The sequence below is a fragment of the Lysinibacillus sp. BPa_S21 genome (genome assembly GCF_023337795.1).
Lineage (GTDB): Bacteria > Bacillota > Bacilli > Bacillales_A > Planococcaceae > Lysinibacillus.
Genome location: NZ_JALIRS010000010.1, coordinates 25,730 through 50,220, shown reverse-complemented (window position 1 = coordinate 50,220; position 24,491 = coordinate 25,730). Strand labels below are relative to the sequence as shown.

22 protein-coding genes are annotated in these 24,491 nt (G+C 36.6%); 3 read left to right on the top strand and 19 right to left on the bottom strand.

The genetic code is table 11. The annotated features are described in order from the left end of the window. Positions 1 to 62 precede the first annotated feature (62 nt). Entirely contained in the window at positions 63 to 1,937 is a 1,875-nt protein-coding gene (locus MOK21_RS17830; protein WP_249075331.1) for a leucine-rich repeat domain-containing protein, read from the bottom strand. Positions 1,938 to 2,204: 267 nt separating this feature from the next. Between MOK21_RS17830 and MOK21_RS17825 the strand changes: the two genes are divergently transcribed. Continuing rightward, positions 2,205 to 2,720, top strand: coding sequence for a hypothetical protein (locus MOK21_RS17825; RefSeq protein ID WP_249075330.1), 516 nt, complete (start codon positions 2,205 to 2,207; stop codon positions 2,718 to 2,720). Positions 2,721 to 2,961: 241 nt separating this feature from the next. On the opposite strand, the gene MOK21_RS17820 is transcribed toward MOK21_RS17825, so the two are convergent. From MOK21_RS17820 to yycF, 9 genes are all read right to left on the bottom strand, one after another. Then, on the bottom strand, positions 2,962 to 3,615 hold the full coding sequence (locus tag MOK21_RS17820) for a PD-(D/E)XK nuclease family protein (protein ID WP_249075329.1): 654 nt from the start codon (positions 3,613 to 3,615) through the stop codon (positions 2,962 to 2,964). 191 nt (positions 3,616 to 3,806) lie between these two features. Next, positions 3,807 to 4,286, bottom strand: a complete 480-nt coding sequence (gene rlmH, locus MOK21_RS17815; RefSeq protein WP_249075328.1) for a 23S rRNA (pseudouridine(1915)-N(3))-methyltransferase RlmH — start codon at positions 4,284 to 4,286, stop codon at positions 3,807 to 3,809. A 90-nt stretch (positions 4,287 to 4,376) separates the two neighbouring features. Continuing rightward, positions 4,377 to 4,541: a CxxH/CxxC protein gene (locus MOK21_RS17810; protein WP_249075327.1), complete on the bottom strand. Its 165-nt coding sequence runs from the start codon at positions 4,539 to 4,541 to the stop codon at positions 4,377 to 4,379. Between the two features lie 342 nt (positions 4,542 to 4,883). Next, complete coding sequence (locus tag MOK21_RS17805) at positions 4,884 to 6,185, bottom strand: S1C family serine protease (protein ID WP_249075326.1); 1,302 nt, start codon at positions 6,183 to 6,185, stop codon at positions 4,884 to 4,886. A 245-nt stretch (positions 6,186 to 6,430) separates the two neighbouring features. Then, positions 6,431 to 7,219 (bottom strand): MBL fold metallo-hydrolase, encoded by a 789-nt coding sequence (locus MOK21_RS17800; RefSeq protein WP_249075325.1) that lies wholly within the window; start codon positions 7,217 to 7,219, stop codon positions 6,431 to 6,433. Beyond that, positions 7,219 to 8,052: a two-component system regulatory protein YycI gene (locus tag MOK21_RS17795; RefSeq protein WP_249075324.1), complete on the bottom strand. Its 834-nt coding sequence runs from the start codon at positions 8,050 to 8,052 to the stop codon at positions 7,219 to 7,221. Before MOK21_RS17795 ends, MOK21_RS17800 begins: the two co-directional genes overlap by 1 nt. Then, positions 8,039 to 9,355 carry a YycH family regulatory protein gene (locus tag MOK21_RS17790; protein WP_249075323.1) on the bottom strand — a complete coding sequence of 439 codons (1,317 nt, stop codon included), beginning with the start codon at positions 9,353 to 9,355 and terminating at the stop codon, positions 8,039 to 8,041. Before MOK21_RS17790 ends, MOK21_RS17795 begins: the two co-directional genes overlap by 14 nt. Then, positions 9,352 to 11,217: a cell wall metabolism sensor histidine kinase WalK gene (walK, locus tag MOK21_RS17785; protein WP_249075322.1), complete on the bottom strand. Its 1,866-nt coding sequence runs from the start codon at positions 11,215 to 11,217 to the stop codon at positions 9,352 to 9,354. Before walK ends, MOK21_RS17790 begins: the two co-directional genes overlap by 4 nt. Before the next feature lie 6 nt (positions 11,218 to 11,223). Further along, on the bottom strand, positions 11,224 to 11,937 hold the full coding sequence (gene yycF / locus MOK21_RS17780; RefSeq protein ID WP_053482923.1) for a response regulator YycF: 714 nt from the start codon (positions 11,935 to 11,937) through the stop codon (positions 11,224 to 11,226). 998 nt (positions 11,938 to 12,935) lie between these two features. Between yycF and MOK21_RS17775 the strand changes: the two genes are divergently transcribed. After that, positions 12,936 to 13,748 (top strand): YitT family protein, encoded by an 813-nt coding sequence (locus MOK21_RS17775; RefSeq protein ID WP_249075437.1) that lies wholly within the window; start codon positions 12,936 to 12,938, stop codon positions 13,746 to 13,748. A gap of 641 nt (positions 13,749 to 14,389) precedes the next feature. Here MOK21_RS17775 and MOK21_RS17770 read toward each other — a convergent pair. The 8 genes from MOK21_RS17770 to rpsF all read right to left on the bottom strand — a co-directional run bounded on the left by MOK21_RS17770 (position 14,390) and on the right by rpsF (position 22,651). Then, positions 14,390 to 15,679 (bottom strand): adenylosuccinate synthase, encoded by a 1,290-nt coding sequence (locus tag MOK21_RS17770; protein ID WP_249075321.1) that lies wholly within the window; start codon positions 15,677 to 15,679, stop codon positions 14,390 to 14,392. A 342-nt stretch (positions 15,680 to 16,021) separates the two neighbouring features. Then, on the bottom strand, positions 16,022 to 17,383 hold the full coding sequence (dnaB, locus tag MOK21_RS17765; RefSeq protein ID WP_249075320.1) for a replicative DNA helicase: 1,362 nt from the start codon (positions 17,381 to 17,383) through the stop codon (positions 16,022 to 16,024). A 13-nt stretch (positions 17,384 to 17,396) separates the two neighbouring features. Continuing rightward, positions 17,397 to 17,843, bottom strand: a complete 447-nt coding sequence (gene rplI / locus MOK21_RS17760; RefSeq protein ID WP_249075319.1) for a 50S ribosomal protein L9 — start codon at positions 17,841 to 17,843, stop codon at positions 17,397 to 17,399. Then, positions 17,840 to 19,813: a DHH family phosphoesterase gene (locus MOK21_RS17755; RefSeq protein ID WP_249075318.1), complete on the bottom strand. Its 1,974-nt coding sequence runs from the start codon at positions 19,811 to 19,813 to the stop codon at positions 17,840 to 17,842. Before MOK21_RS17755 ends, rplI begins: the two co-directional genes overlap by 4 nt. Positions 19,814 to 19,825: 12 nt before the next feature. Continuing rightward, on the bottom strand, positions 19,826 to 20,767 hold the full coding sequence (locus MOK21_RS17750) for a YybS family protein (RefSeq protein ID WP_249075317.1): 942 nt from the start codon (positions 20,765 to 20,767) through the stop codon (positions 19,826 to 19,828). 706 nt (positions 20,768 to 21,473) lie between these two features. Next, positions 21,474 to 21,710, bottom strand: a complete 237-nt coding sequence (gene rpsR / locus MOK21_RS17745; RefSeq protein WP_004233359.1) for a 30S ribosomal protein S18 — start codon at positions 21,708 to 21,710, stop codon at positions 21,474 to 21,476. Positions 21,711 to 21,748: 38 nt separating this feature from the next. Further along, a complete protein-coding gene (gene ssb, locus MOK21_RS17740; protein WP_249075316.1) occupies positions 21,749 to 22,318 on the bottom strand; it encodes a single-stranded DNA-binding protein in 570 nt (189 codons plus the stop codon). A gap of 45 nt (positions 22,319 to 22,363) precedes the next feature. Continuing rightward, complete coding sequence (gene rpsF, locus MOK21_RS17735; protein ID WP_249075315.1) at positions 22,364 to 22,651, bottom strand: 30S ribosomal protein S6; 288 nt, start codon at positions 22,649 to 22,651, stop codon at positions 22,364 to 22,366. Positions 22,652 to 22,819: 168 nt separating this feature from the next. Between rpsF and MOK21_RS17730 the strand changes: the two genes are divergently transcribed. Further along, on the top strand, positions 22,820 to 23,386 hold the full coding sequence (locus MOK21_RS17730; RefSeq protein ID WP_249075314.1) for a DUF3267 domain-containing protein: 567 nt from the start codon (positions 22,820 to 22,822) through the stop codon (positions 23,384 to 23,386). Positions 23,387 to 23,442: 56 nt separating this feature from the next. Here the strand turns inward: MOK21_RS17730 and MOK21_RS17725 are convergent, their stop codons facing one another. Then, complete coding sequence (locus MOK21_RS17725) at positions 23,443 to 24,483, bottom strand: acyl-CoA dehydrogenase family protein (RefSeq protein WP_249075313.1); 1,041 nt, start codon at positions 24,481 to 24,483, stop codon at positions 23,443 to 23,445. Between the last annotated feature and the right edge of the window lie 8 nt (positions 24,484 to 24,491).

Genomic DNA, 24,491 nt, shown 5'->3' with positions numbered 1-24,491 from the left:
GAAGGTATGAATAACTTCTATACAGCTTATTTTAATTTATATTCACTTCGCAAAAATCATTCTCAATAAATCACAATTCCTTTGTCTAGAACCGATTTATTTTGCACCTGATTCCCTAAAATATAGAGCTTTTTCAAATTGGGCAAATTCACTAAAGGCTCTACATTGGAAATAGCGTTATTTTCTAAATGAAGTACCTCGATTTGTTGCCATTTTTCCATAAAACTTAATGACTGTAGTGAACTGTCCTGTAATGTGAATGAACGCAGAGCTGAAAAGCCAGCAAAGTAAGGCATAATCTTATCAACTTCATGCACCCAGTCACCATTATCTATTCGGAAGTATGCATCATTCAACGTTAAATGTTCCAGTATATTGTTGTTCAACGAATTTTTGCTATTCATTTGAAACTTACACTTATTACAATTTAATATTTTTACATGCTGTAAATTAAATATTTCACTCGTCTCTTCATAAAAATCTGTTTCATTTAAATTTATCGTTTGTAGTTTTGGTAAACGATTTAAAGAACGAATACCTGTAAAATCGCCGGACTCCATCACTGTAAGTTGTTCTAGCTGCGGGTATTTTAACAATTCTGCGCCATTCAAATACGACTTCGCCCCACTTATATAAACAGTCAAACCTTTTAAAGCAGGTGCCTCTAACTTAGGAATGAAAGAACTTGTTATTTCTGCTTTTTTTAAATGGGGTGCTACAATCGATGATATTTCGCCATGATAACCAGTTATCGATAAATCGGTCAGTGAAGTTAGGCTGTTCACAATATCAAGCAATTCTAATTTAGAAAGAAAAGATAAACGCAGCTTTGTTAACGAAGACTTATCTCTAAGGCGTTCTAAATTCGTAATAGCCATATTTTCAAGATCAAGTGATTGCAGGTTGGGCATGTTTTGTATAAAATCAAGCGTTTTTAAATTTTTTACCGCTGTAAGCTTCAATTCTTGTAATTGATTCAATGAATAGAACGAGCTAAAATCTGTCGCTTCACTCATATCTAGTGTTAACGACTCTAAATCAGTTAATGAAGATAACCACTTCAAATCATTGGCAGATCTTAAAGTCAATGATTTTAATGGCAGCTTGTTCAGAAGAGGGAAGTCTGTAACCGTCTCCGTGTGATACGAGATTTCAAGAGATTGAAGATTAGGAAACGATAATAATAAAGCCAATTCATCATTACTTCGAATTTGGACAGAGAGCTCTAAAACATTAGACTTATCGCTAAAATATTCAGCAATTTTACTAAATGATTCATTAAATCTACCTGTATAGCTTTTTAAACCTTCCAGATGTCGGAAGCTTACTTCTTCACTTTGTGATATTTCATAATCACCCATCAAATTCAACACCGTCAGACCAGTAAAGGCCTCAAAATCCTTTTGTTCGATTTTTTGTGTATTTAATAACTTATCCTTAATGATATAGTTAGAAATTTCGGCTTGCTTATTCGTAAACGGATCCTCAAGACTGTAATCAAAATGCCATTGATCTTCAGAAAAGTAAGCCTTCAAATAACGGATACTTGCGAGTTCTTCTTTAGTCGGCATTGCTTCACCTTTATCAAAAATATCTTTTAAAAAGAATAAAAGAACTTCACTTTCAGGCATTTTCCGAACAGGTACATTCTCATTGTTACCGTATTCTGTATGATTGCCACTCAAAAGAAAATAACCGAGGACTGCGCAAAGGAAAACAATCGGTATCACTAAAAGCGCTTTTAAATTCGGTTTTGGTTGTGTAGCCTTATTCGAAGAAGTTGTACCATAATAATTATTTATCGTCTGATCAACATAATAGACTTTGTTCTCTTTCAACATGATTTCAGTTCCACAAAAAGGACATTTCATTGATTGATCCTCTTTATAGTCAATTTTCCCATTACAATTCGGACAATTTAATTTAATGAATTCCACTGGCAGTCCCTCCCCAGCTCTATTTTCAATTAAGCTTAGTTGTCCGAAAAATGAATGTCAATATTTCTATGAAATACATATTATTTCCCATCTTTAGACCTAAACAAAAAGTCACCCAAAAGGCGACTTTTATTGTGTTTATTCATTCTTTCAAACAATAGGTTCAAATTTCTGCTTTACTATCTCTTGTGACACGGTTCTCCGTAACATGGATAAATGCGGTTTTTTTCAATCAGATTTATACTATAATCTAAGGATGTGATTGTAATGAATTTAAAGATTGGCTTTTTACCCAAAAAGTATTATGAAAATGAACCTTCAACTGGCGGCTATCACTTTTTTATAAATGAAGGCATTCAATATGCCATTAATATTGGCGAGATGTATTATCCAGACTATACAGACGAACAACTTGCTCTATTTACAGAAAGCTTAGCCCCATTTCCACTTTATTATTTATTCGAGCAGAGTGATAGAAAAATTATTGAAGAGATAAAACAAGAATTACATGATGCACAGCTACCATTTGAAGTATTTTATCAATCAAAAAAGAGCACGTATTTAATGATTACTGTCATAAATCATCAAGAACTAATACGCCTAATTCCTATCATGATTTGGCAGCATAATTATAATATGAGCTCTATTTGGTCAAATCGAAAAGACACGTTTATAATAGAGAGCAAAATTTGGGACGCGAAATGTACAGATGGGATAGATGCTTCGATAGAGGAGACCATTTGCATTCATTTTAACGAACCAACAACTGCTTTTTTTATTTAGTCATGACTTCAAAGGTACAGATATTTTTTCAAACGAAAATCGCTTTTCAACATTAGAAGATGTACAAAAGTTACTACCCTCATTTATTAAAACTGACATTATTGAATTTGGATAAATGAAAACCACCTAAAACGCTGACACTCCAACGTTCTAGGTGGTTCTTTTTTTACTTATTAAAATTAATTAGTTCACTTAAATATTGACGAACATCCCACTGCTCTCTAACAGCGGTGTTTCAACCTCAACACCCAGCTTTTACAATGTCTACTAGTTGCTGATAATCAATTCCAATCCATCTAGAACTCCCAAAAGTCGCTTCATTCGATTCTTTCATTTGGCTTTTTGGGACTAACCCCACAAGTAGAAACTTATCATCTTTAAAAGTCTCCTCAAATTTTCGTAAGTATTTATCGCATTGATTTACGTCCACTCTTGCATATACCTTTTGTTCTACAGCGAGGATTAATTTTTGTTCAGTATTTTTCTCTTTTTCATCAACGATATTTACTTTGAAAAAGACATCAAGCCTTCCTTTTTCATCATTTTTCTCCGATTCTTCCTCTGCTTCATATATATCTAGTTTATTTATATCCTTTTCTGCAATTACCTCAGGACTACGAAATTTATTTACATTTAGCATAGCAATATCGGTAATATCATCAATATTATCATCAGCCGACTCTGCTACGACCATTAAAAATCTTTGAAAAGGATAATAGCCTAACATATGTCTCTCTGTCGGATTTAAAAGCCACGATAAAAACCTCGAATGCCAAGTTTCAAGATGAGTCGCTCCGACAACATGAAACACATTCGGCCGATCAATTAAAAATTTTAACGCAACAAAATCTTTATCCATCGTAAGTTCATAAAGCATCCGTTTAAGGGATTTCATCACATTTTTCCTCCTACTAATTTTTATTGTAAATAGAAAACATAAAAAAAGCCCTTTTTATGGAATTAAGTTACTACACACAATTCGCAGAAAAAAGGACTTCCTTATGAATCAGTTTACTATAGCTGTTGTTACGTACTAATCAAAGATATTGACAAAAAAGTTTACGCTATTATTAATAGATAAAGCACTTACTTATGGTACGGTTCACCCTTCATAATCCTAAAACTTCTATAAATTTGCTCTACCAAAACAAGCTTCATTAGCTGATGTGGTAATGTCATCTTTCCAAAGGATTGTAGCTCATCAGCTCGGTTCAACACGTCATCGTGTAAACCAAGGGAGCCACCAATGACAAACGCGATTTTACTTTTACCGTAAGTCATAAGGGATTCAAGATCTGCCGACATTTGTTCAGAGGTTTTCATTTTGCCGTTAATAGCTAAGGCGATAACGTATGTATCTGGATTAATTTTAGATAGAATACGTTCACCCTCTTTTTTCTTTACGATTTCCATTTCTGCTTCGCTTAGCTGCTCGGGTGCTTTTTCATCTGGTACTTCCATTAAATCCATTTTTGCATAGCCACCGAGACGTTTTACGTATTCATCTATTCCCATTTTTAAGTACTTTTCTTTTAGTTTTCCGACTGATACAATCGTTATATTCACACGTTATCCACCTTTACAATTCATTTACAAACAAATTATCCACAAAAGTTATCAACATATCCACAGGCGTTTCCTATATCTTGTGTAAAGTTATTTACTTGATACAAGATATTCCGCAGGTAGTTCACAGTAGCTACATTTTGTGGATAACTTTTTACCCTCTTCTATTTTATCCATAATTGGGAACTCTTTTTGCTCTGCCACAAACATGTCTAAAGCGTGTTCTATATGGTTTTCACAGCTGTATTTTTCCATTTTTGCACCTCTTTTTATTTTCCGAAATTTCCACAAACTTATTCACAATTCAGTCTATGTTATCCACAATCTATTGTAACAAAGGACAAGCGAGTATGGAAGAATAGGCTTCCTACCGCCACTCGCTATGTTAATGTTATTATTCACAATTTTCTAGTTATCCACAATATTTTCTAAATCATTCTTAATAATTCAATCATCGTAGGATTAATTTACGTTCTGATAAGGGATATCCGCTGATCCCTAAAGAGTCACCCAGTATAAACTAATTAACATTAGCTCAAACTTAGATTCCCCAAAAAAAAATCAGTGGAGATCATATCATCCCCACTGATTTTTTATTTATAAAGAATCGCTATTTGTTAATGTTAGTGATAGATCCACTAATTTCCCTTGACGATATACTTTCATCGTTAATTTATCACCAATTTTTTTGTCGTTATATAGATGTTTACGTAAATCGATTGCTGTTTCGATTTTTTGCCCATCCATTTCAACAATTACATCGTATTGTTTAACGCCTGCTTTTGAAGCCGGAGAGTTCGTCACAACATCTGTAATTACTACACCTGTTGTTAAGTCTTTTGGCAATCTTAACGTTTGTTGTTGATAGAATGACGGAACATCTGTTAAGTCTAATAATGAAATACCCATTGTTGGACGTTTCATTTCACCATTTTTCTCTAATTCCTCAATAATTGGAATTGCTGAGTTAATTGGAATCGAAAAGCCTAAACCTTCAACAGAAGATTGTGCAATTTTCATGGAGTTAATGCCGACTAATTCACCAGCAAGGTTTACAAGTGCACCACCACTGTTACCTGGGTTGATGGCTGCGTCTGTTTGTAATACTTCTTGCTGCCAATCTATATTGCCATCACCATTTATGTCAACTGGTACAGAACGATCCTTACCAGAAACAACACCTGTAGTAACAGAGCCATAGAATTCTAAGCCCAGTGGGTTACCAATCGCAATTACTGTTTCACCTTGTTTTAATACATCTGAGCTACCAAATTTCGCTACTGTCTTAACATCTTTAGAGCTGATTGAAATAACAGCTAGGTCTGTCCAAACATCGCGACCAACTAATTGTGCTACTTCTTTTGTTCCATCTGGCATTGTTACTTCTAACTGTTTTGCCCCTTCAATAACATGGTTATTTGTCACGATAAAGGCTTTATCACCTTGAACTTTATAAATAACACCTGAACCGCTTCCTGCAGGCTGTTCTGATGAAGATGGTGGACTCCAGAATCCTCCACTTGTCACTTCTTGAATATTCGTAATTCCTACAACTGCCCCTGAAGCTTTATCTACTGCTTTCGTTACATCAGTTGTCACTTCAGTTGCAACTTGATTAATGGTTGTTTCATTTTTATGACCTGCGCTACTTGTCGTTGTACCTGGCATTTGATTGACAAGTCCAGGTAGCATGAGCCAGACGAGTAAAGCACCTATGATAACGCCGATAAGACCGGTAAATAAATAGCCACCTTTTCCTCCGCCACCGCCTCTCTTTTTATGACGCTTCTCCTGCGTTTCTCGCTCCTCTTGTTCGAGTCGCTCCTGAAGAGGTGTCTTCTGTACTTCATCATTGTTTATACGATCATCGTTTTTATCATCATCTTGAAAATAGCCCATTTTCCTCATCCTTTCCCTTATTAGTATTTGTTAGTTGTTACCCTAATATTACAATTCAAACATTAAAATCAGATGAAAAATAAATAAAATGGACATAAAAATGGCTGCTCAACGCATTTTCTATAAAATGTGATTGAACAGCCTCATTAAAGCTTTATTTTTTTATTGTATACGTGCCTCGGCGTAATCACGTTCGTAATAGGTTTTGTGCTGATGCTTCGCTTTCGCTACAGAAAACAATGCTTTTAAACGGTAACTAATTTTGTCGGCTCTTCTGCATCTGTATCAAATAAATTTAAATACTCACCGACAATTATGCCGCAGGATTGCAAAGTTTGTGTAACACTCATGCGCGCAAGCTCTTTCATATTATTATCCATACTTAAATGCGATAAATAAATATTTGTTGGTTTTTCAAATACTACGTCACTCATTGCTATAGCTGCATCCTCATTTGAAACGTGCCCTACATCACTTAAAATACGACGTTTTATAGACCATGGGTAACGCCCCATTTGTAGCATATTCACATCGTGGTTACTTTCAAATACAAAGGAATCTGCACCTCGAATGATTCCCTTCATACGGTCGCTAACATAGCCTGTATCTGTAATTACAACAAGCTTTCGCCCATTTTCATGAAAGCTATAAAACATTGGATCTACTGCATCATGTGATACGGCAAAGGATTCAACCGCTAATGAACCAAAGTGCTTAACACTATCCATTTCAAATTCAAATCGTTGTTCTAAAGGTATATCCCCTACTAGCCCATCCATCGCCTGCCAGGTTTTGGCGTTAGCATAAACAGGTACATTATATTTTCGTGCCAATACACCTATTCCCTTAATATGATCACTATGCTCATGTGTAACGAAAATGCCACTTAGCTGTTTCATATCGCGATCGATTTTTGTAAATAGTTGCTCCATTTTTTTACCACTAAGACCTGCATCAACAATAAATGCATGATCATCATTCTCTACATAAATCGAATTTCCTGTACTGCCACTTGCTAAAACACTAAATTGCATTATTCAACTCCCCAGTCTTCCTCTTCACCTAGTTGATTGTCTCCTTGGATTTCAATGATTTTTCCATCGATAGCATCAACAAAATACTCTTCTATTTCTTCGTCCGGTAACTCCACTTGTACTTCCCATGTTGGTATCAACACTTGTGTTTGTGTTTGTGTTAAATTACTAAATGTCGAGTAACCTAACTTTACTTGCTTAATACGTGATTCTGATTTTAATAGCCCTTTATTATAAAGTGTCTGGAAAATTTGAAGTGGTGGTATGACCGTTTCCTGTTGTTCCATTTCTTCGATATTATCAATCATTGTCTGCTCATACATGACCACTTCATTATCTAAATTCCACTGTACTTTTAATAGAGCACTTTCATTGTAATAAAAAATTCGATTATTTTTCCTTTGGAAGAAGATTGCGACTCGTTCCTCACGATCTACCTTCCATAATGCATAAGAATCTCCATCTTTAACGTTTGTATGGACAAAATCGGTAAGGCTTGCATCATCATTAATATTTCGTAATTTTACAGGATTGATAAAAATAGCTTTTAAATGCGCTTGTTTATCATCAAGAAAACTTACTCGCTGATTGTCATTGATAGCATTATTTTTAAAATGATGCGCTTTGCCTATAATGTAAGTAGCTGTTTCATTACTATTCGGCAGTGGTCCATACGTAATATTATCATCTTTTAAACGGGCTTCTATTGTTTTTTCACCTAGTATTTCTACACTCTGGGCTTCTTTATAGCGATTTACATACATTGAATATAAGAAGATATCTAAGATTAAAAAAACGAATATAAAAATAGATTTTGTTCTATTCCAATCCATTGTTGACACCCCCTAATAAGTCAGGTGTCAGTTTCGTCGATACACCGTTACGAATAACGAACCAGCATGGCTCTAATGTCACTATTGTACTTTGATTATTATGAGTTAAATAGAAACCCTCAACAATGTCATCTACATCTGATAAATCAATGTTATTTAGCTTTTTAATCTTTTCGATGATTTCCGGTCCTGACGGAAGTTCTTTCATCTCTTGTTCAATATCTTTCTCAAAAGAAAAGTATGGACGTTTGTAGCGGAAAATTCGATTATCTCCCCAAACAGTTGTAATTCGATTTATAGCCTGATCACTATAAATCGGTAATCCATGTAAATAGAGCTGATACTCTAATTGATTATTACTTGTACTTGTTGATACTAAGCGATAATCATCTGTAAAACCTCCGTGTTCATTGATAAATTCAAAGCTATCCGTCAAGAGCTTGGAAGGCTCTATTCTTACACTACTTTCTGCAGCCGGATTTACATAGGCCAATGATTTCACATTCGAATCAATGAGCATCCGCGACATACCATCCTGATATTTTTCAGTAGTTTCACTTTCATCAGTACGCAGGACATTATTTGGATTTGTAAATAACACATTTTTAAATACTTCAGGCTTTTCTTCGTTAAAATACGTATATTTTGCCGATTCAATTTTATCATTTGCAATATATAGTGAGGTAAAGCCATCTCGCTCTACTTCTTTAAATGTGCCGTATGTTTTCGCTGGCTCAATAATAGTTCTTACAAATTGATTAGCATTTTCTAGACTTACACGTGAACGCATTAATAATTCATTATTGCCACTAATGAAAAACACCTGTAACACTTTATTGTTAAAATTACTCCAATCTATAATCATACGGTTAAAGGTCGTTTCAGGTAGCTCCTTATCAGCGAACTGAAAAATGGAGTTAAAGGCAGAGTAAGGAATCTCACCAGGGAAAAAGACAGTCATGTATTTATTAGTACGAATCATCTCGTTTACAGTGTCGGCCTTAAGATTATTGTCAATAGGCTCTAAATCTAGGACATTCCACCCCTGAAATGCCTCCATAAGATCTACCATTGCACCATTAGATACTGTTCCGGTAAATTCCTTATCAAAACGGTAAATAGCTTTATAAGGACGAATAACATCTTCCATTCTTTTTTGTGGTCCAATGAGAACTTCTTTTCCTTCAGTCTGTTCAATAAATTTATAATCTGGCGTGTATGTCCAAATGATAAACGTTAAAACTACACTTAGAATAACGAGTAGGAATAAAACAACTGATTTAACTGGCTCTATATATTTCATTCCCACTCACCTGCCTCGTCAAAATCATCTAAATTAAGTGGTAATGTGAAGAAAACCGTTGTTCCATGTCCTTCTTCACTTTCAGCCCATATTTTACCGCCATGAGCTTCAATCATTTCCCTGGCAATAGCTAGTCCTAGACCAGTGCCTCCCATAGAGCGGGCCCGAGCACGATCTACACGATAGAAACGCTCAAAAATACGTCCTACATTTTCCTTAGGAATACCCATACCATCATCAGAAATCATAACCTTCAGCATATCCCCTTGTGCTGTAAATCCAAAGCGAATATTACCTCCATCTGGTGAATACTTAATAGCATTGGAAATGATATTATCGATGACTTGTGTCACCTTATCTGTATCAATTTCTACATAATAAGATGCCTCTGGGAATAAACGTTCAAACATCACTTTGTCAGACTTAGACATTTCAAAACGATCGATAATACGGTTAAAGAATGAATTGAATAAAACAATATCTTGATTCAACTCATAATCTGAACTATCCATTCGTGATAACTGTAATAAGTCATTCACTAAGCGGATCATACGCTCGGTCTCTGTTTGAGTGACATTCAAAAATGTTGGAGCAATATTTTCATCTTTCCATGCACCATCTGCTAACGCCTCTAAATAACTACGCATCGTCGTTAAAGGTGTCCGTAACTCATGTGATACATTTGAAACAAACTCCCTACGATCCATCTCTATTTTTTCCTGCTCCGTAATATCATGCAGTACGGTAATTAGACCATTAATAAAGCCTGTTTCTTTTTGAATAACAGAGAAATTCGCACGTAAAATATACGGTGCGTCTGCTGTACTGAAATTTAAATTCACCGCATCATTCATGTGAATTAAATCCTCAAAACTATACTCTTGGTCAATACCTAAAACAGATGCAATCGGACGACCTAATGTAATATCCCTCGAAATATGCAGCAGCTCTAGTGCAGGATCATTAATAAGAATGATACGGCCTTTTCGATCTGTTGCAATAACACCATCCGTCATATTACTAAGGACCGAATCGAGCTTTCGCCGCTCTGCCTCTGTAGTAGACTGTGCCTCTTGTAAGCGATTCGTTAAATGATTAAAGGTTATAGCAAGCTGCCCTATCTCATCTGTACCATAAACCCGCACTTTTCGAGAATAGTTACCCTTTGCCATCGCCTGAGCTTGCTTACGCATATCTGAAATTGGCTGTGTAATTGTTCGTGCCACTAAGATTCCTAAAAAGATCGTAATCACTAAGGACACGGCTGTACCACCGAGGAAAATACGATTAATGTCATTCACTTGTTCAAAAACAGATTCAATATTTGCCTCAATATAGAGTACCCCTATGATTTCATCATCAGGTCCTGCGCCATCTCGAATTGGCGAAGCTAACACCCAAACTCGATTTCTTGTTTTATTATCAAGTTTAATGTTTTCAAATAATGTTTCTGCAGAGATAGCACGGCGTACGAGGTCATTATTCGAGCGCTGTCCAATCAAACTTTGATTGTCTATCTCAGATGTGGCACGAATACGCTGCCTATTATCGATGACACGAATTTCTAAAATATCTCCTTTAGAAAGTTCCTTCAACCCTGTGGAAAATTCCATGACAATCGTTTTCAAGCTCTCTTCAAGAGATGGCATACTTTCATCGCGCTCTTTTAACATTTCTTCACGAATGCTATATTGCATTAAATCAACACGTTGAAAAATGGATTGTCGGAAGTTGTCTTTTAAATTTTGTTCTAATTCACGTGCGAAATAGATTCCTATTATTTGCAAAGCAAGTAGGATTAGTAAAATGTAAATTAGTACCAGCTTGACATGAATTGATTTAAAGAAGCTAACTTTCTGCATTCCTTTTTACTCCTGTTCAGGATTTCGTAAATAATACCCTACACCACGGCGTGTTACAATCCAAGCTGGATGACTAGGATTGTCCTCTATTTTTTCCCGTAAACGTCGAATTGTTACATCTACTGTTCGTACATCTCCGAAATAGTCATAGCCCCACACAGTTTGTAATAAATGTTCACGCGTCATTACTTGACCAATATGCTTACCTAAGTAATGTAACAGCTCAAACTCCCTATGTGTTAATTCAATTGCCTCATCACGCTTCAATACTAAGTAAGCATCTGGCTGAATAACAAGGGATCCTACTACAATTTCATTGGATTCTTCTTCAACCTCTTCAGCAGTAGGAGCTACTACCTGTAAGCGACGCATATTTGCCTTTACACGCGCAATAAGCTCACGTGTACTAAATGGCTTTGTCACATAATCATCTGCGCCCATTTCTAATCCTAATACTTTATCAATCTCAGAGCCTTTTGCGGTTAACATAATGATAGGAAAGTCATATTTTTTCCGTATTTCTCTACAAACTTCCATCCCATCACGCTTAGGTAACATTATATCTAAAAGCATTAAATCTGGTTGCTCTTCCTCAACCTTCTCTAGTGCTTCATCTCCATCATAAGCACAAATAACTTTGTAACCTTCTTTTATTAAATTAAACTGTAAAATATCTGCGATTGGTTTTTCATCGTCAACAACTAAAATGGTTTTGTCCATATTTTCTCTCCCTTTCGCTATTTATCTATTTTTAAACGATTGTGTATTTATCCATTTTGCCTTAGCATAATTTCATCCAGATTCAGCTTTGGGCCAACGTGACGTTCTTAAACTAAGTTCCTCTATTTCAGCAGACACCTGCTGAAAAATAACTTCAATTCGCATTCAACTCCCATCTTTATGGTGGGAGGCTTTTGTAACTGCCGTTGCACTTTCGCTACATAAAACATTTGTAGCAGGCTCTTCCTTTCGCTACCAAAACACTTGCTGAAATTAGTTAAAGTCACTACTCTAACTCTACCATGCTTTTAGCTTCTATGCATTATTCTAAATCCTATGACATTATAGATATTATATTAAACTACATTTCGACAAATATTTCTCGGGAAATAACATAGTTGTATATACAAAATATACAAAAAGACAGCCCTATTTTGGACTGCCTTCTACTTGAACTAATTAATGCCCTACATAAGATCATGGATTTTCTAATGAACTATTTTTATACACTTCAAAGTTCTGTTGAATCTCCAGTAGAGCCCATTATATCTATTACAGAACCCTTTTCACTACTTGCACATTAATTGATGATAGGCGTCCATAAATCGATGGTATGATTAATCCTCGTACGCTTACCGTAAATCCCATTCCAATTTTAATCTATGGTAGTATATTTACACGCATAGAATTTTTTCACTTCTATACTGTACCATAAAGAAAATAAGGTTCGACTTTTTTCACCTTTTTGTAATGTAAATGTATTAATCCTCTACTGATTGTTACATATTTCCCATTTTCGAGGCTATAAATAAAATATTGGACAATATAATTTTAGACTTTTTGCTTTTTTAATATTCTGATAAAATAGAGGTAAGAAGTACTAGTTGAATGGAGTGATTAATTTGAATGATTTGCAAAAGCAAACCTCTGAAATAACCCCTAAAGGAAGGAAACCCCAAAGTAAGAATACCGTTCGTAAACTTATAATTAGGACCATTATGGTAGCATTAGGTGCTGTTATTATGGCACTGGGGCTAGAGCTATTTTTAGTACCAAACCACATTATGGATGGTGGAATCGTAGGTGTTTCCATTATCACTTCTCATTTATTAAATTTACCTCTTGGTATTTTCATCTTCATTTTAAACTTACCTTTTATCTTTTTAGGTTATAAACAAATCGGTAAAACCTTTGCACTTTCCACAGGACTCGGAATTACAGTTCTCTCATTAACAACGCTTTTTTTACATAATCTAAACTCATTTACTCAAGATACGCTATTGGCCACAGTTTTTGGAGGCATGATTTTAGGTATTGGTGTCGGTATCGTCATTCGTTATGGTGGTTCATTAGATGGGACAGAAATTTTAGCTATTTTATTTAATAGAAAAACACCGTTCTCCGTTGGTGAAATTATTATGTTCTTTAATTTACTCATCTTTGCGGTAGCGGGGTTTGTATTCACATGGGAACAAGCCATGTACTCTATCTTGGCATACTATATCGCCTATAAAACCATTGACATTGTTATTCAAGGGATGGAGGAATCAAAATCCGTTTATATCATTAGTGATGAAATTGATGAAATTGGGCAGACCATTATGGATAGACTTGGTCGTGGCGTAACCTTCCTATATGGTGAGGGTGCTTATACAGGTAACGATAAAAAAGTTATTTTTACCGTCATTACCCGATTAGAGGAATCCAAGCTTAAAACAATTGTCGCTGAAATTGATGATCATGCATTCCTAGCAATCGGTAATATAGCAGAGGTTAAAGGTGGTCGCTTCAAGAAGAGAGATATTCACTAATGACAAAAAAGGGCGTACCGCATATGGCACGCCTCTTTAATATTACTAAAAAACTATAACCTCTACGACATTAAATTTGGCTTTTTTGCACAAAATGGGGGTGATCTCCGTTCCGACTGAGCGCTTTGTAGCTGGCGCTTCGCTTTCGCTACAGATAAAACATTGTTGCTGCCGCTTCGCTTTCGCACAGAGCAAAGCCTCCTGGGGGCGTCCGATGAGCCACTTCACTCGCGTTGCTCGCTGCAGGGTCTCGGGCCAATAGGATGTTGGTCACGAAGGCGTTATCACAGGACGTGATGCTTTTAGCCTTCGTTCCTCTATATCGCTGATCCCCAAGGAGTCGCTCAGTCTTCACTCCTATCACCTATTTCACTTAGCGTATCTTCTGCATATCACTCTAATATGCGAAATAATAGAGGTTGTAACAGTTGTCTTTGTACGAAAGCGAAGCGACAGTAACAGATGTCTTTGCAAAGTATAGCTTCTTCAAATGTAACATAACATCTACTTTCGAATACATAAAATATATCCTGCATTAACGGGCAATAAGTCATCTCTCACCTAAAAATTCAGCAACAGCAAAGAGATTTGGTATAAAAAAAGGACGTACCGTATGGCACGTCCTTTTTTAATTTCAATTATTATGCTTCCCAAACGTCCACTAAAACGTTCGTTTGTTCACGTGCAGGACCAACAGAGAAAGTAGCAATTTCAATACCAGTTAATTCACTCACGCGTTCTACATAGCGACGTGCATTCTCAGGTAGCTCTTCTAATGTTTTGCAGCCTGTAACATCTTCTGACCAGCCTGGAAGCTCTTCATAGATTGGTTCACATTGTTCAATAATATGAAGATTTGCTGGATATTCAGTAATCGTTTCATCTTTATATTTATACGCTGTACAAATTTTAACTGTTTCTAAGCCAGATAAAACATCAATTGAGTTAAGCGCAAGATGCGTAATACCACTTACTCGGCGTGAGTGACGTACTACTACCGTATCAAACCAACCTACACGACGTGGACGGCCAGTTGTTGTACCGTATTCACGACCAACTTCGCGAATTTGTTGGCCCACTTCATCGAATAATTCAGTTGGGAACGGACCATCACCAACACGAGATGTATAGGCTTTAGAGACACCAATAACACTTGTAACTCGTGATGGACCAACGCCAGCGCCGATTGCTACTCCACCGGCAACAGGATTTGAAGATGTTACAAATGGGTACGTACCTTGATCGACATCAAGTAAAATACCTTGTGCTCCTTCAAATAACACTTTGCCGCCTTCATCTAATACATCATTTAGGATTTTCGATGTGTCTGTTACATATTTTGCGATTTCTTGTCCATAGTTGTAATATTCTTCGAAAATTTCTTCGAATGTTACGCCTTCAACTTCGTAAAATTTCTCAAATAACTTATTTTTAATTGCTAAATTTTGACGTAGTTTTTCTTCAAATACATCCTTGTCTAGTAAATCAGCCATACGGATACCGATACGTGCTACTTTATCCTGATAACATGGTCCAATCCCTTTACAAGTCGTACCAATTTTTTGATCGCCACGGCTTTCCTCATCAGCGATATCTTGTTTTATATGATATGGCAAAATAACATGTGCACGATTAGAAATTCGTAAATTATCTGTATCAATGCCACGCTCTTGTAAACCTCTAAGTTCAGTCACTAATGACTTTGGATTAACAACTAGGCCATTTCCGATTACTGAAGTTTTTTCTTTATAGAAAATACCTGATGGAATTAAATGTAACTTATAAGTTTCGCCATCAAATTTAATAGTATGTCCAGCATTATCACCGCCTGCAAAACGAGCGATTGCATCGGCTTTTTGTGAAAGGAAATCCGTAATTTTACCTTTTCCTTCGTCTCCCCACTGTGTTCCTACAACTACAACTGATGTCATAGTCAGCACCTCCGTTAGATACGATTTGTATCTCAATTTTTAAGCCGTTAATTATTGTAACAATGATAGAAACGCCTAGTCAACAAAAATACTTAAAAACACGAACGTAAAATCAAAAAATATGATTCAACGTTCGTGTTTAATAACAGAATGGTATGAATATTATCTAACATTCAGATTTATTCTGTCTTGGTATACTCGCAAACGTTATGTTCCTCTTTTTTAATCAGTATTTTGGTCAACATAGCGTGAGGTCGATTTCCGTTCAAACTAGGCACTCCTACATGGCATACGTTTTAACTAATGTCATCTCTCACTATTGATGATGAACCAAATACATATTTAATCACGTGGAGGCGGTGGTGGCATTTGCGACCAGTCCACATTAATGAATTTATTGAATTCTTTTTTAAAAGCGAGTGTAACTGTACCTGTTGGACCGTTACGTTGTTTAGCAATAATAATTTCAATCATATTTTTACTCTCGGACTCTTTATCGTAATAATCATCACGATATAAGAAGGCAACAATATCAGCATCTTGCTCAATACTTCCCGATTCACGCAAGTCACTCATCATAGGTCGTTTATCTTGACGTTGCTCAACACCACGAGATAGCTGTGATAATGCAATGACTGGGACCTTTAATTCACGCGCTAATCCTTTTAATGAACGTGAAATCTCAGATACTTCTTGCTGACGGTTCTCCCCTGGCTTACCACTACCCTGAATAAGCTGTAAATAGTCGATCAAAATCATACCGAGCCCGTGCTCCTGTGCTAAACGTCGGCATTTTGCGCGAATTTCATTGATACGTACACCTGGTGTATCATCAATGAAAATCCCTGAATTCGATAAACTCCCCATTGCCATAGTTAGTTTACCCCAATCTTCCGTTGTTAAAGCACCTGTACGTAAAACTTGTGCATCTATATTTCCCTCGGCACAAAGCATACGCATAACTAGCTGCTCAGCACCCATCTCTAAGGAGAAGATTGCAACATTTTCCCTTGCTTGAACGGCAACACTTTGTGCAACATTCAATGCAAAGGCTGTTTTCCCTACAGATGGACGTGCAGCAACAATAATCAAATCGTTACGCTGGAAGCCAGCTGTTATATTGTCTAAGTCACGGAAGCCTGTCGGAATACCTGTAACATCACCCTTTTGGGATTGAAGCTTTTCGATGTTATCAAAGGTTTCCACCAATACGTCTTTTACATGCTTAAAGTCACCCGCATTTTTACGATTGGCTACCTCCATCATTTTCTTCTCTGCTTCACCTAGTAATGCCTCTACCTCATCTTCACGAGTATAGCCATCTTCTACTATTTTAGTAGCGACGCGAATTAAACGACGCAATAAGGCCTTTTCTTCGACAATTTTCGCATAGTGTGCGACGTTAGCAGCTGTAGGGACAGCATTGGCGAGCTCTAGTAAATACGATAGCCCGCCAACATCCTCAATTTCTTTTTTAGCTGATAATTCTTCAGTAACTGTTACGACATCTATCGCTTTTCCTTGATCACTCAAACGTAGCATCGTTTCGAAAATTTGCTTATGTGCATTATGATAAAAATCATCTGCTAGTAAAATTTCAGACGCAGTGATTAACGATTGAGGATCAAGAAAAATTGCACCGATAACCGATTGCTCCGCTTCCCGGTTATGCGGTGGAACGCGGTCCATCATCGGTTCGTTCATGGATCGTCGCCCCTTATTCTTCCGTTACATGAACTTTTAATGTTGCAGATACTTCATGATGTAGTTTTACAGGTACATTTGTAAAGCCTAGCGCACGAATTCCATCACTTAAAGTCATTTTACGTTTATCAATTTTTATGCCATGCGTTTTTTGAAGTGCATCGGCAACTTGCTTTGAAGATACTGAACCAAATAGGCGACCACCTTCACCTGATTTTGCTTTTAGTTCTACTGTTAAAGCTTCTAATTTTTCTTTTAATGCTTTCGCTTCAGCTAATTCTGCAGCAGCATTTTTAGCTTCTAATTTTTTTTGACCTTCTAATTGACTTAATGCTTGTGCATTTGCTTCAGCAGCATAGCCATTTTTAATTAAGAAGTTTTGTGCGTAGCCGTCCGCTACATTTTTTATTTCTCCTTTTTTCCCTTTTCCTTTAACATCTTTTAAAAATACTACTTTCATGATTCAGAACTCCCCTCGAGTACCTCATTTATGGCCTCTTCTAAATATTTTTTTACTCCAGCAATGGAATTTGATTCGACTTGGCAAGCTGCATTCGTTAAATGCCCGCCGCCGCCTAGCTTTTCCATCACAAGCTGCACGTTTACCTCGCCAAGTGATCTTGCACTTATGCCGATTTTGCCATCTGAACGATGTGCAATGACAAAGGAAGCACCAACATCCTTCATTGTTAGTAAAATGTCTGCTGTTTGCGCAATAAGTACCGAGTCATACACTTTCGCTTCCTCACCTACAGCAATAGCAATACCAGGCTTCACGAACTTAACAGTTTGCACTATTTTAGAACGCTCGATATACGTATCGACATCTTCTTTTAATAATCGTTGTACTAACACTGTATCGGCACCATTTGTCCGTAAATAAGACGCCGCTTCAAACGTACGGGCTCCTGTCCGCAAAGTAAAACTCTTCGTATCAACAATAATTCCTGCCAGCAATGCCGTAGCCTCTAGCATATTAATCTTCGCACGTTTTGGTTGATACTCGAGTAACTCTGTTACAAGCTCTGCTGTAGATGATGCATATGGCTCCATATAAACAAGCGTTGGATTTTCTATAAAATCCTCACTTCGACGATGGTGATCAATTACCACAACTTTTTCAGCCAACTTCAAAAGCTGTGACTCAATGACTAAATCTGGTTTATGCGTATCGACTATAACAAGCAATGATTTTTCTGTCATTCTTGCCGCAGCTTCCTCTGGTGTTAGGAAATTTTCATAGAAATCCGATTTACTCTCAATTTCGTTCATTAAACGTGTTACACTTCCGTTTAATTCGTCATAATTTATGATCACATAGCCCTTCACATCATTCATTTGTGCCATTTTACGTACACCAACAGAGGCACCAATTGAGTCCATATCAGGATTTTTATGTCCCATAACAAATACTTGGTCACTATCCTGAATTAGGTCTCGTAGAGCGTGGGAAATAACACGTGCTCTAACGCGTGTACGTTTCTCGACAGGATTCGTTTTCCCGCCATAGAATTTTAGTTTTCCTGTAGGTTGCTTGATGGCTACCTGATCACCGCCACGACCTAAAACAAGATCTAGACTTGATTGTGCTAGTTCACCAAGCTCCATTAATGAAGATGATCCTGCGCCAACACCAATACTTAATGTTAATGACATATTTTTTTGCGCTGTTTTTTCTCGAATTGTATCTAAAATGGCAAATTTCTTCTTCTCAAGCTCCATTAAAATGGATTCGTTTAAGACAGCTAAAAAACGGTCGGATGATATTCGTTTCACAAATATCCCTTGCTCAGCAGCCCAATCATTGACAATTGAGGTCACCATCGTATTCGTTAAACTACGTGGTTGGTCATCCATTGCTTGCGTAATTTCGTCATAATTATCAACAAATAAAATTGCAATAACTGTACGATCTGCATAGTATTGTTTTTCAATAGCTATCTGCTCAGTGATATCAAAGAAATATAGTAAATTCTCTTCTTTTTTATAATAAACTCGATATTTACGATCACGAAGCGTAATCGTATCTTCGTTTGTCTCCTCGGTCTTCATTAGCACGTAAATGTCATCAGATATATTAACGATTCCTTCACCTACTAAATTCTCCATATTTAAAACGCCCTGCATATATGGATTCGACCATTCTATTTCATATTGATCATTGACAAGTAAAATCCCAATTGGCATTTCTAGTAATGCCTCTTCCCCCACTTTTTTCATACGGAAAGAGATAGATTCAATATGTTTTTCTGTCTCATCAAAGGTAATCTTTTCTACCTTCCACGTATAGGCCATTAATAGAACAAAACCTATTCCATAACCAATACCTATCCCGATATTCCAAATACATAGAAGCACGAACGTTACAATGCCAAAAATGGAAAGAACAAAAAGCGGATAGCGGATTGGTCGTTTTCTAAAAGTCCCCATTACATCAGCCCCTTATTCTTTAGTTTTCCCCTTCACAAGTGAACGTACGTCGAAACCTAAATCTACGATACCTAGCAATATCATAAAGGATGATAGTGGTAAGGCTAACAAAGTAGCGATCCATTTGACACCATTAGGCAGCTCCTTTTTAGAAATAAAGTAATGTAAAAAGGAAATACCCTGCAGGATTAATAACATCCATAAAATATAAGAAACATTTAACACAATCATATCTACTGTAGATCCAGATTCTGGACGCATAAATAAATTTACGCATAAAACAATCATGTAATACCATAAAATAGATCGGGGTAGACGCATATTTTGGAATGATGCAAATCTCGGTACGTCTAAACCAAGACGTTTTAATACAGGTAAATTTAACGTTATGATAATAAATGCTGTCATAAATGCAGAAAGTGTTACTGTTGCAGGTATTGTCAGCTCAACTGTTTTTAACAGAGCCTCAATTAGCTCTGGCTGAAACGCTTCTTGACCTGTCATCGTTTTTGCAAGTTCATTTGATTGCTCATAACTATCGCGTAAAAGCTCTGTGCTCATGTTAATGATATTGATACCAGCAAATTGAACATAGGCTACATAGACAACCGCCATTGACAGAAGAACAGCAATCCCAGATGACATGAATAGGTAAAGTTTGCTCTTCTTTTGATTAATTGCACTTCCTATAACGACACCAAGTAATGCCAAAATAAAGGCAAATGGTAACATAGTTATGCCACTCGTTAAAGTGGTTAAGATACACCCTACTATTGCTACAAATATTGATGATGCACGCTTGTAATTTGCGCTATACCAAGCAATCGGTAGTGGAGCAAATATTAGACTTACTATAAATATGAATGGTATATATGCAGAAATAAGCATTAGAATCGTAAAGATTGCGACCATCATTGAGCCTTGTACAAGCGCCTTTGTTTGATTATTCGGCATTGAAAACCTTCCTTTTTTTCAGTCAAACTTACTGACCTTTATTGTACCATTTTTTCAGGTTATTGAACAAAAAACGCTAGAACAACTGAAATGCTTTGCCATTAATTTTGTAGATCCAATGACTAAAGGCGTAAAATACATTACTATATAGGAGATTTTTTACCGAAAAATCATAACAAATTCATCATTAATTATGTTCTTCTATATATTTTTTTAAAATTTTTCCAACAATAAAAAAAGCAACTTACAACAGTTACTAATACATGAAAAAAGGCTTTTAATCCAAATGATTATAAGCCGTTTTGTTTTTAAAAATGTCCATAGTCGATTGTTTCTCAATCTCTAACATTTCATCTTTTCTTTATTCATGTCTATCTAGAGTGTAATAAATTCTCATCATAATAGCAAACGGTAATTTATAGAGCAATTACTGAGATCAACCAAGCTCACCATGGGGCATCTGGTCTCGCACTCCAATCAACCTGACATGTATTTTAACCATACTCATCTTTTGTGATGTGAGCTATAAAACAAACAATATTACCATAGTTGGGATATCCACTCTCGATTCCCCTACCTATGTTATTTACAAGAGTCCCCCCTTATAAAATCTCCATATTGCGGTTACAAGATTAGTAATTCCATTTTTACAAATAAAAAAAGCACAACCAAAGCGATTAAACCTTGTTGTGCCTTTATTTATATCTTATTTATCTTCTGCAACGAATGGAAGTAATCCCATGATACGAGATACTTTGATAGCAGAAGTTAATTTACGTTGGTACTTTGCACTTGTGCCAGTTACGCGACGTGGTAAGATTTTACCGCGCTCAGAGATGAATTTTTTTAATAAATCCACATCTTTATAATCGATATGCGTAATGTTGTTTGAAGTGAAGTAGCAAACTTTACGGCGTTTGCGGCCTCCGCGACGTGGTGCCATAGTATGTCTCCTCCTTATCATTTTTTATTTTAGAAGTATTAGAATGGTAAATCATCCTCAGATACTTCTATTGGTCCTTTGCTATTAGCAAATGGATCCTCATCTACACGTGTATAATTCGGCTGATTCATAGGTGGTTGATTTTGCTGATAAGCATCGCCGCCAAATGAACCCTGCCCTGGCATAGCACCACCAAACTGTTGCTGTGGTTGTCCACCGCCATATGACGGTTGATTATTACCGTAAGTATTCTGCCCACCATATTGAGGAGCAGGAGCACCGCTAGAATTACGAGGCTCTAAAAACTGTACGCTATCTGCCACTACATCTGTTGTGTATACTCGTTTACCATCTTGTCCTTCATAGCTACCTGTTTGGATGCGACCTTCCACTCCAATCAAACTTCCTTTTCGCATGAAGTTCGCTAAGTTTTCAGCCTGTTTGCGCCAAGCAACACAGCTAATGAAATCAGCTTCGCGATCACCTTGTTGGTTTGAGAATGTTCGATTCACAGCAACTGTAAATCTTGTAGACGCAATACCATTAGGCGTATAGCGTAGCTCAGGATCCTTTGTTAGTCTTCCAACTAATACGACACGGTTTATCATCAGAAATGCAACCTCCTTTTTCAGCATTTTGTTAAAAATAAATGATTATGCTTCTTCGCGAACTGCAATGTGACGAATGATATCTTCGCTAATGTTAGCAAGACGAGTGTATTCGTTGATTGCTTCTGAAGGAGCGTTTACTTTCACGATTTGGTAGAAACCTTCGCGGAAGTCTTGAATTTCATAAGCTAAGCGGCGTTTGCCCCACTCTTTTGATTCGATGACTTCTGCACCGTTAGAAGTTAAGATTTCGTTGAAACGTTCAACTAAAGCTTTCTTCGCTTCGTCTTCAATGTTCGGACGTACGATGTACATTAATTCGTATTTTCTCATCTGTTTACACCTCCTTATGGACTTAGGCTCTCCTATAATAGGGAGCAAGGAGCAAGTAATAATTATTACTCACATCAATGAATTGTAACATATAGATACATGTCTTTCAAGTCGCAAACTAACAATTCATTCTATATAATGAACTTAATTCATGAAAGGAGGATCTCCATGCTACCTGATCAAGAACCAATCGTCATAGAGTTAGATATAAAAAAACTAATGATGGACAATATTGTTATCACAAGTGGTCTTGTCATATTATTTGTGGCTATCCAATATATTTGCTTTAAAGATTTTGATTATTCATTTTGGAATATGATTGTTGGGTCCATTCTTTTTGCCATTCTGTATATTGTTTTCATTGTCTTACATGAGGCCTTTCATTTAATTGGCTTTATGGTCTTTGGAGGCGTGCCCGCTAAATCGTTAAAATATGGCTTGAATTTAGAGCTTGGCATTGCGTACGCAACAACCGACCAACGTTTACCGAATCATGCCATGAAAAAGGCTTTATTACTGCCATTCTGGACAACTGGAGTTCTTCCGACACTGGCTGGTTTCTACTTTAATAGTACTGTTTTAATATTGGTGGGAGCTTTTTTAATAGCTGGGGCAGTAGGGGATTTCTCCATGTATAAAGAATTGCGCAAATATCCAAAGAATGCGTTCATACAGGATGATCCTCATTTACCTAAGCTTTATGTATATATGCCCGAGGAAAAGAAAAAGCTTTGAGTCACATACATATAGAATCTGCTTAGCTCCAAGCAGATTCTAATTTTTATACAATTTTAAGGTGTTATAAAACCATGCTGTGCAGCTGTATATAAATTTCTCCAAATACGATTTATCGAAGAGGTCTCTGTAATTGCATCCATACCAAGCCTACGGATTAAGCTATTAGCAATATCTACACAAGCTGCTGCAACGTCTTTACTCATGAGTGAAAATTGCTGTAGTTCTTCATCCGCCAACTCATGACCTTCTTGATGTTTTTGCCAGTATTCATGCAACATTGCATAAAACCGCTCTTCAAGCTGTCTAAAGTTCTTTTGTTGCTGCATCAATAAAAATTGTATTGCCCCCATATGTTCGGCACGACTTGAATCAAGGCTTCTTTGCTTCACTAAAATAGACGCCTCTTCTAAGAAATTTTCTGTTATTCCAAGGCAAACACTTAAAAAAGAAGCTTCTGCAAATGCACCAAACGGAAAACTATGTACCGCATTCCCATACGTGTTTTTCATTGTACCCAATTGGAACGTATCCTCTTGAGGCACCCAAACATTTTGCACTCGGATCGTATGACTAGCAGTCGCTTTTAAACCCATTGCTCGCCAATCATTTAAAACTTCTACATGATCACTATTTACGGAGCAACTAATTATTTCATCTGTTCTAATACCCTCTTTCTCAACAAAGCAATTCATCGTAAAAGTTGTAGCATAATCTGCCCCACTACAATACTTCCATTGACCTGTTACGCTATATCCCTCATCTATTTGTATGGCTATACCTGTAGGATATCCACTACCTGCTATGACTGCATTTCTTGGTGAAAATATTTTTTCACAAACCTCTTTGTTCAATGTTGGAATAAACGCGTTCCCCCCTGTCCCTATTGTGACAAGCCAACCAAAGTTACCATCAAGTGCAGACATCTCTTGGAATACTTTCATGCCCTTTAGTAAATCTAAATCTTGGCCGCCTAATTCCTTGGCTGTGAATAACTTAAACAATTGATGCTCATAAATAAGCTCTAATATATCTTCCGGTAGTCTACCTAGCTGCTCAATTTCTAAACCACGCTCTTTTATTTGTAATATGCTCATACTAACCT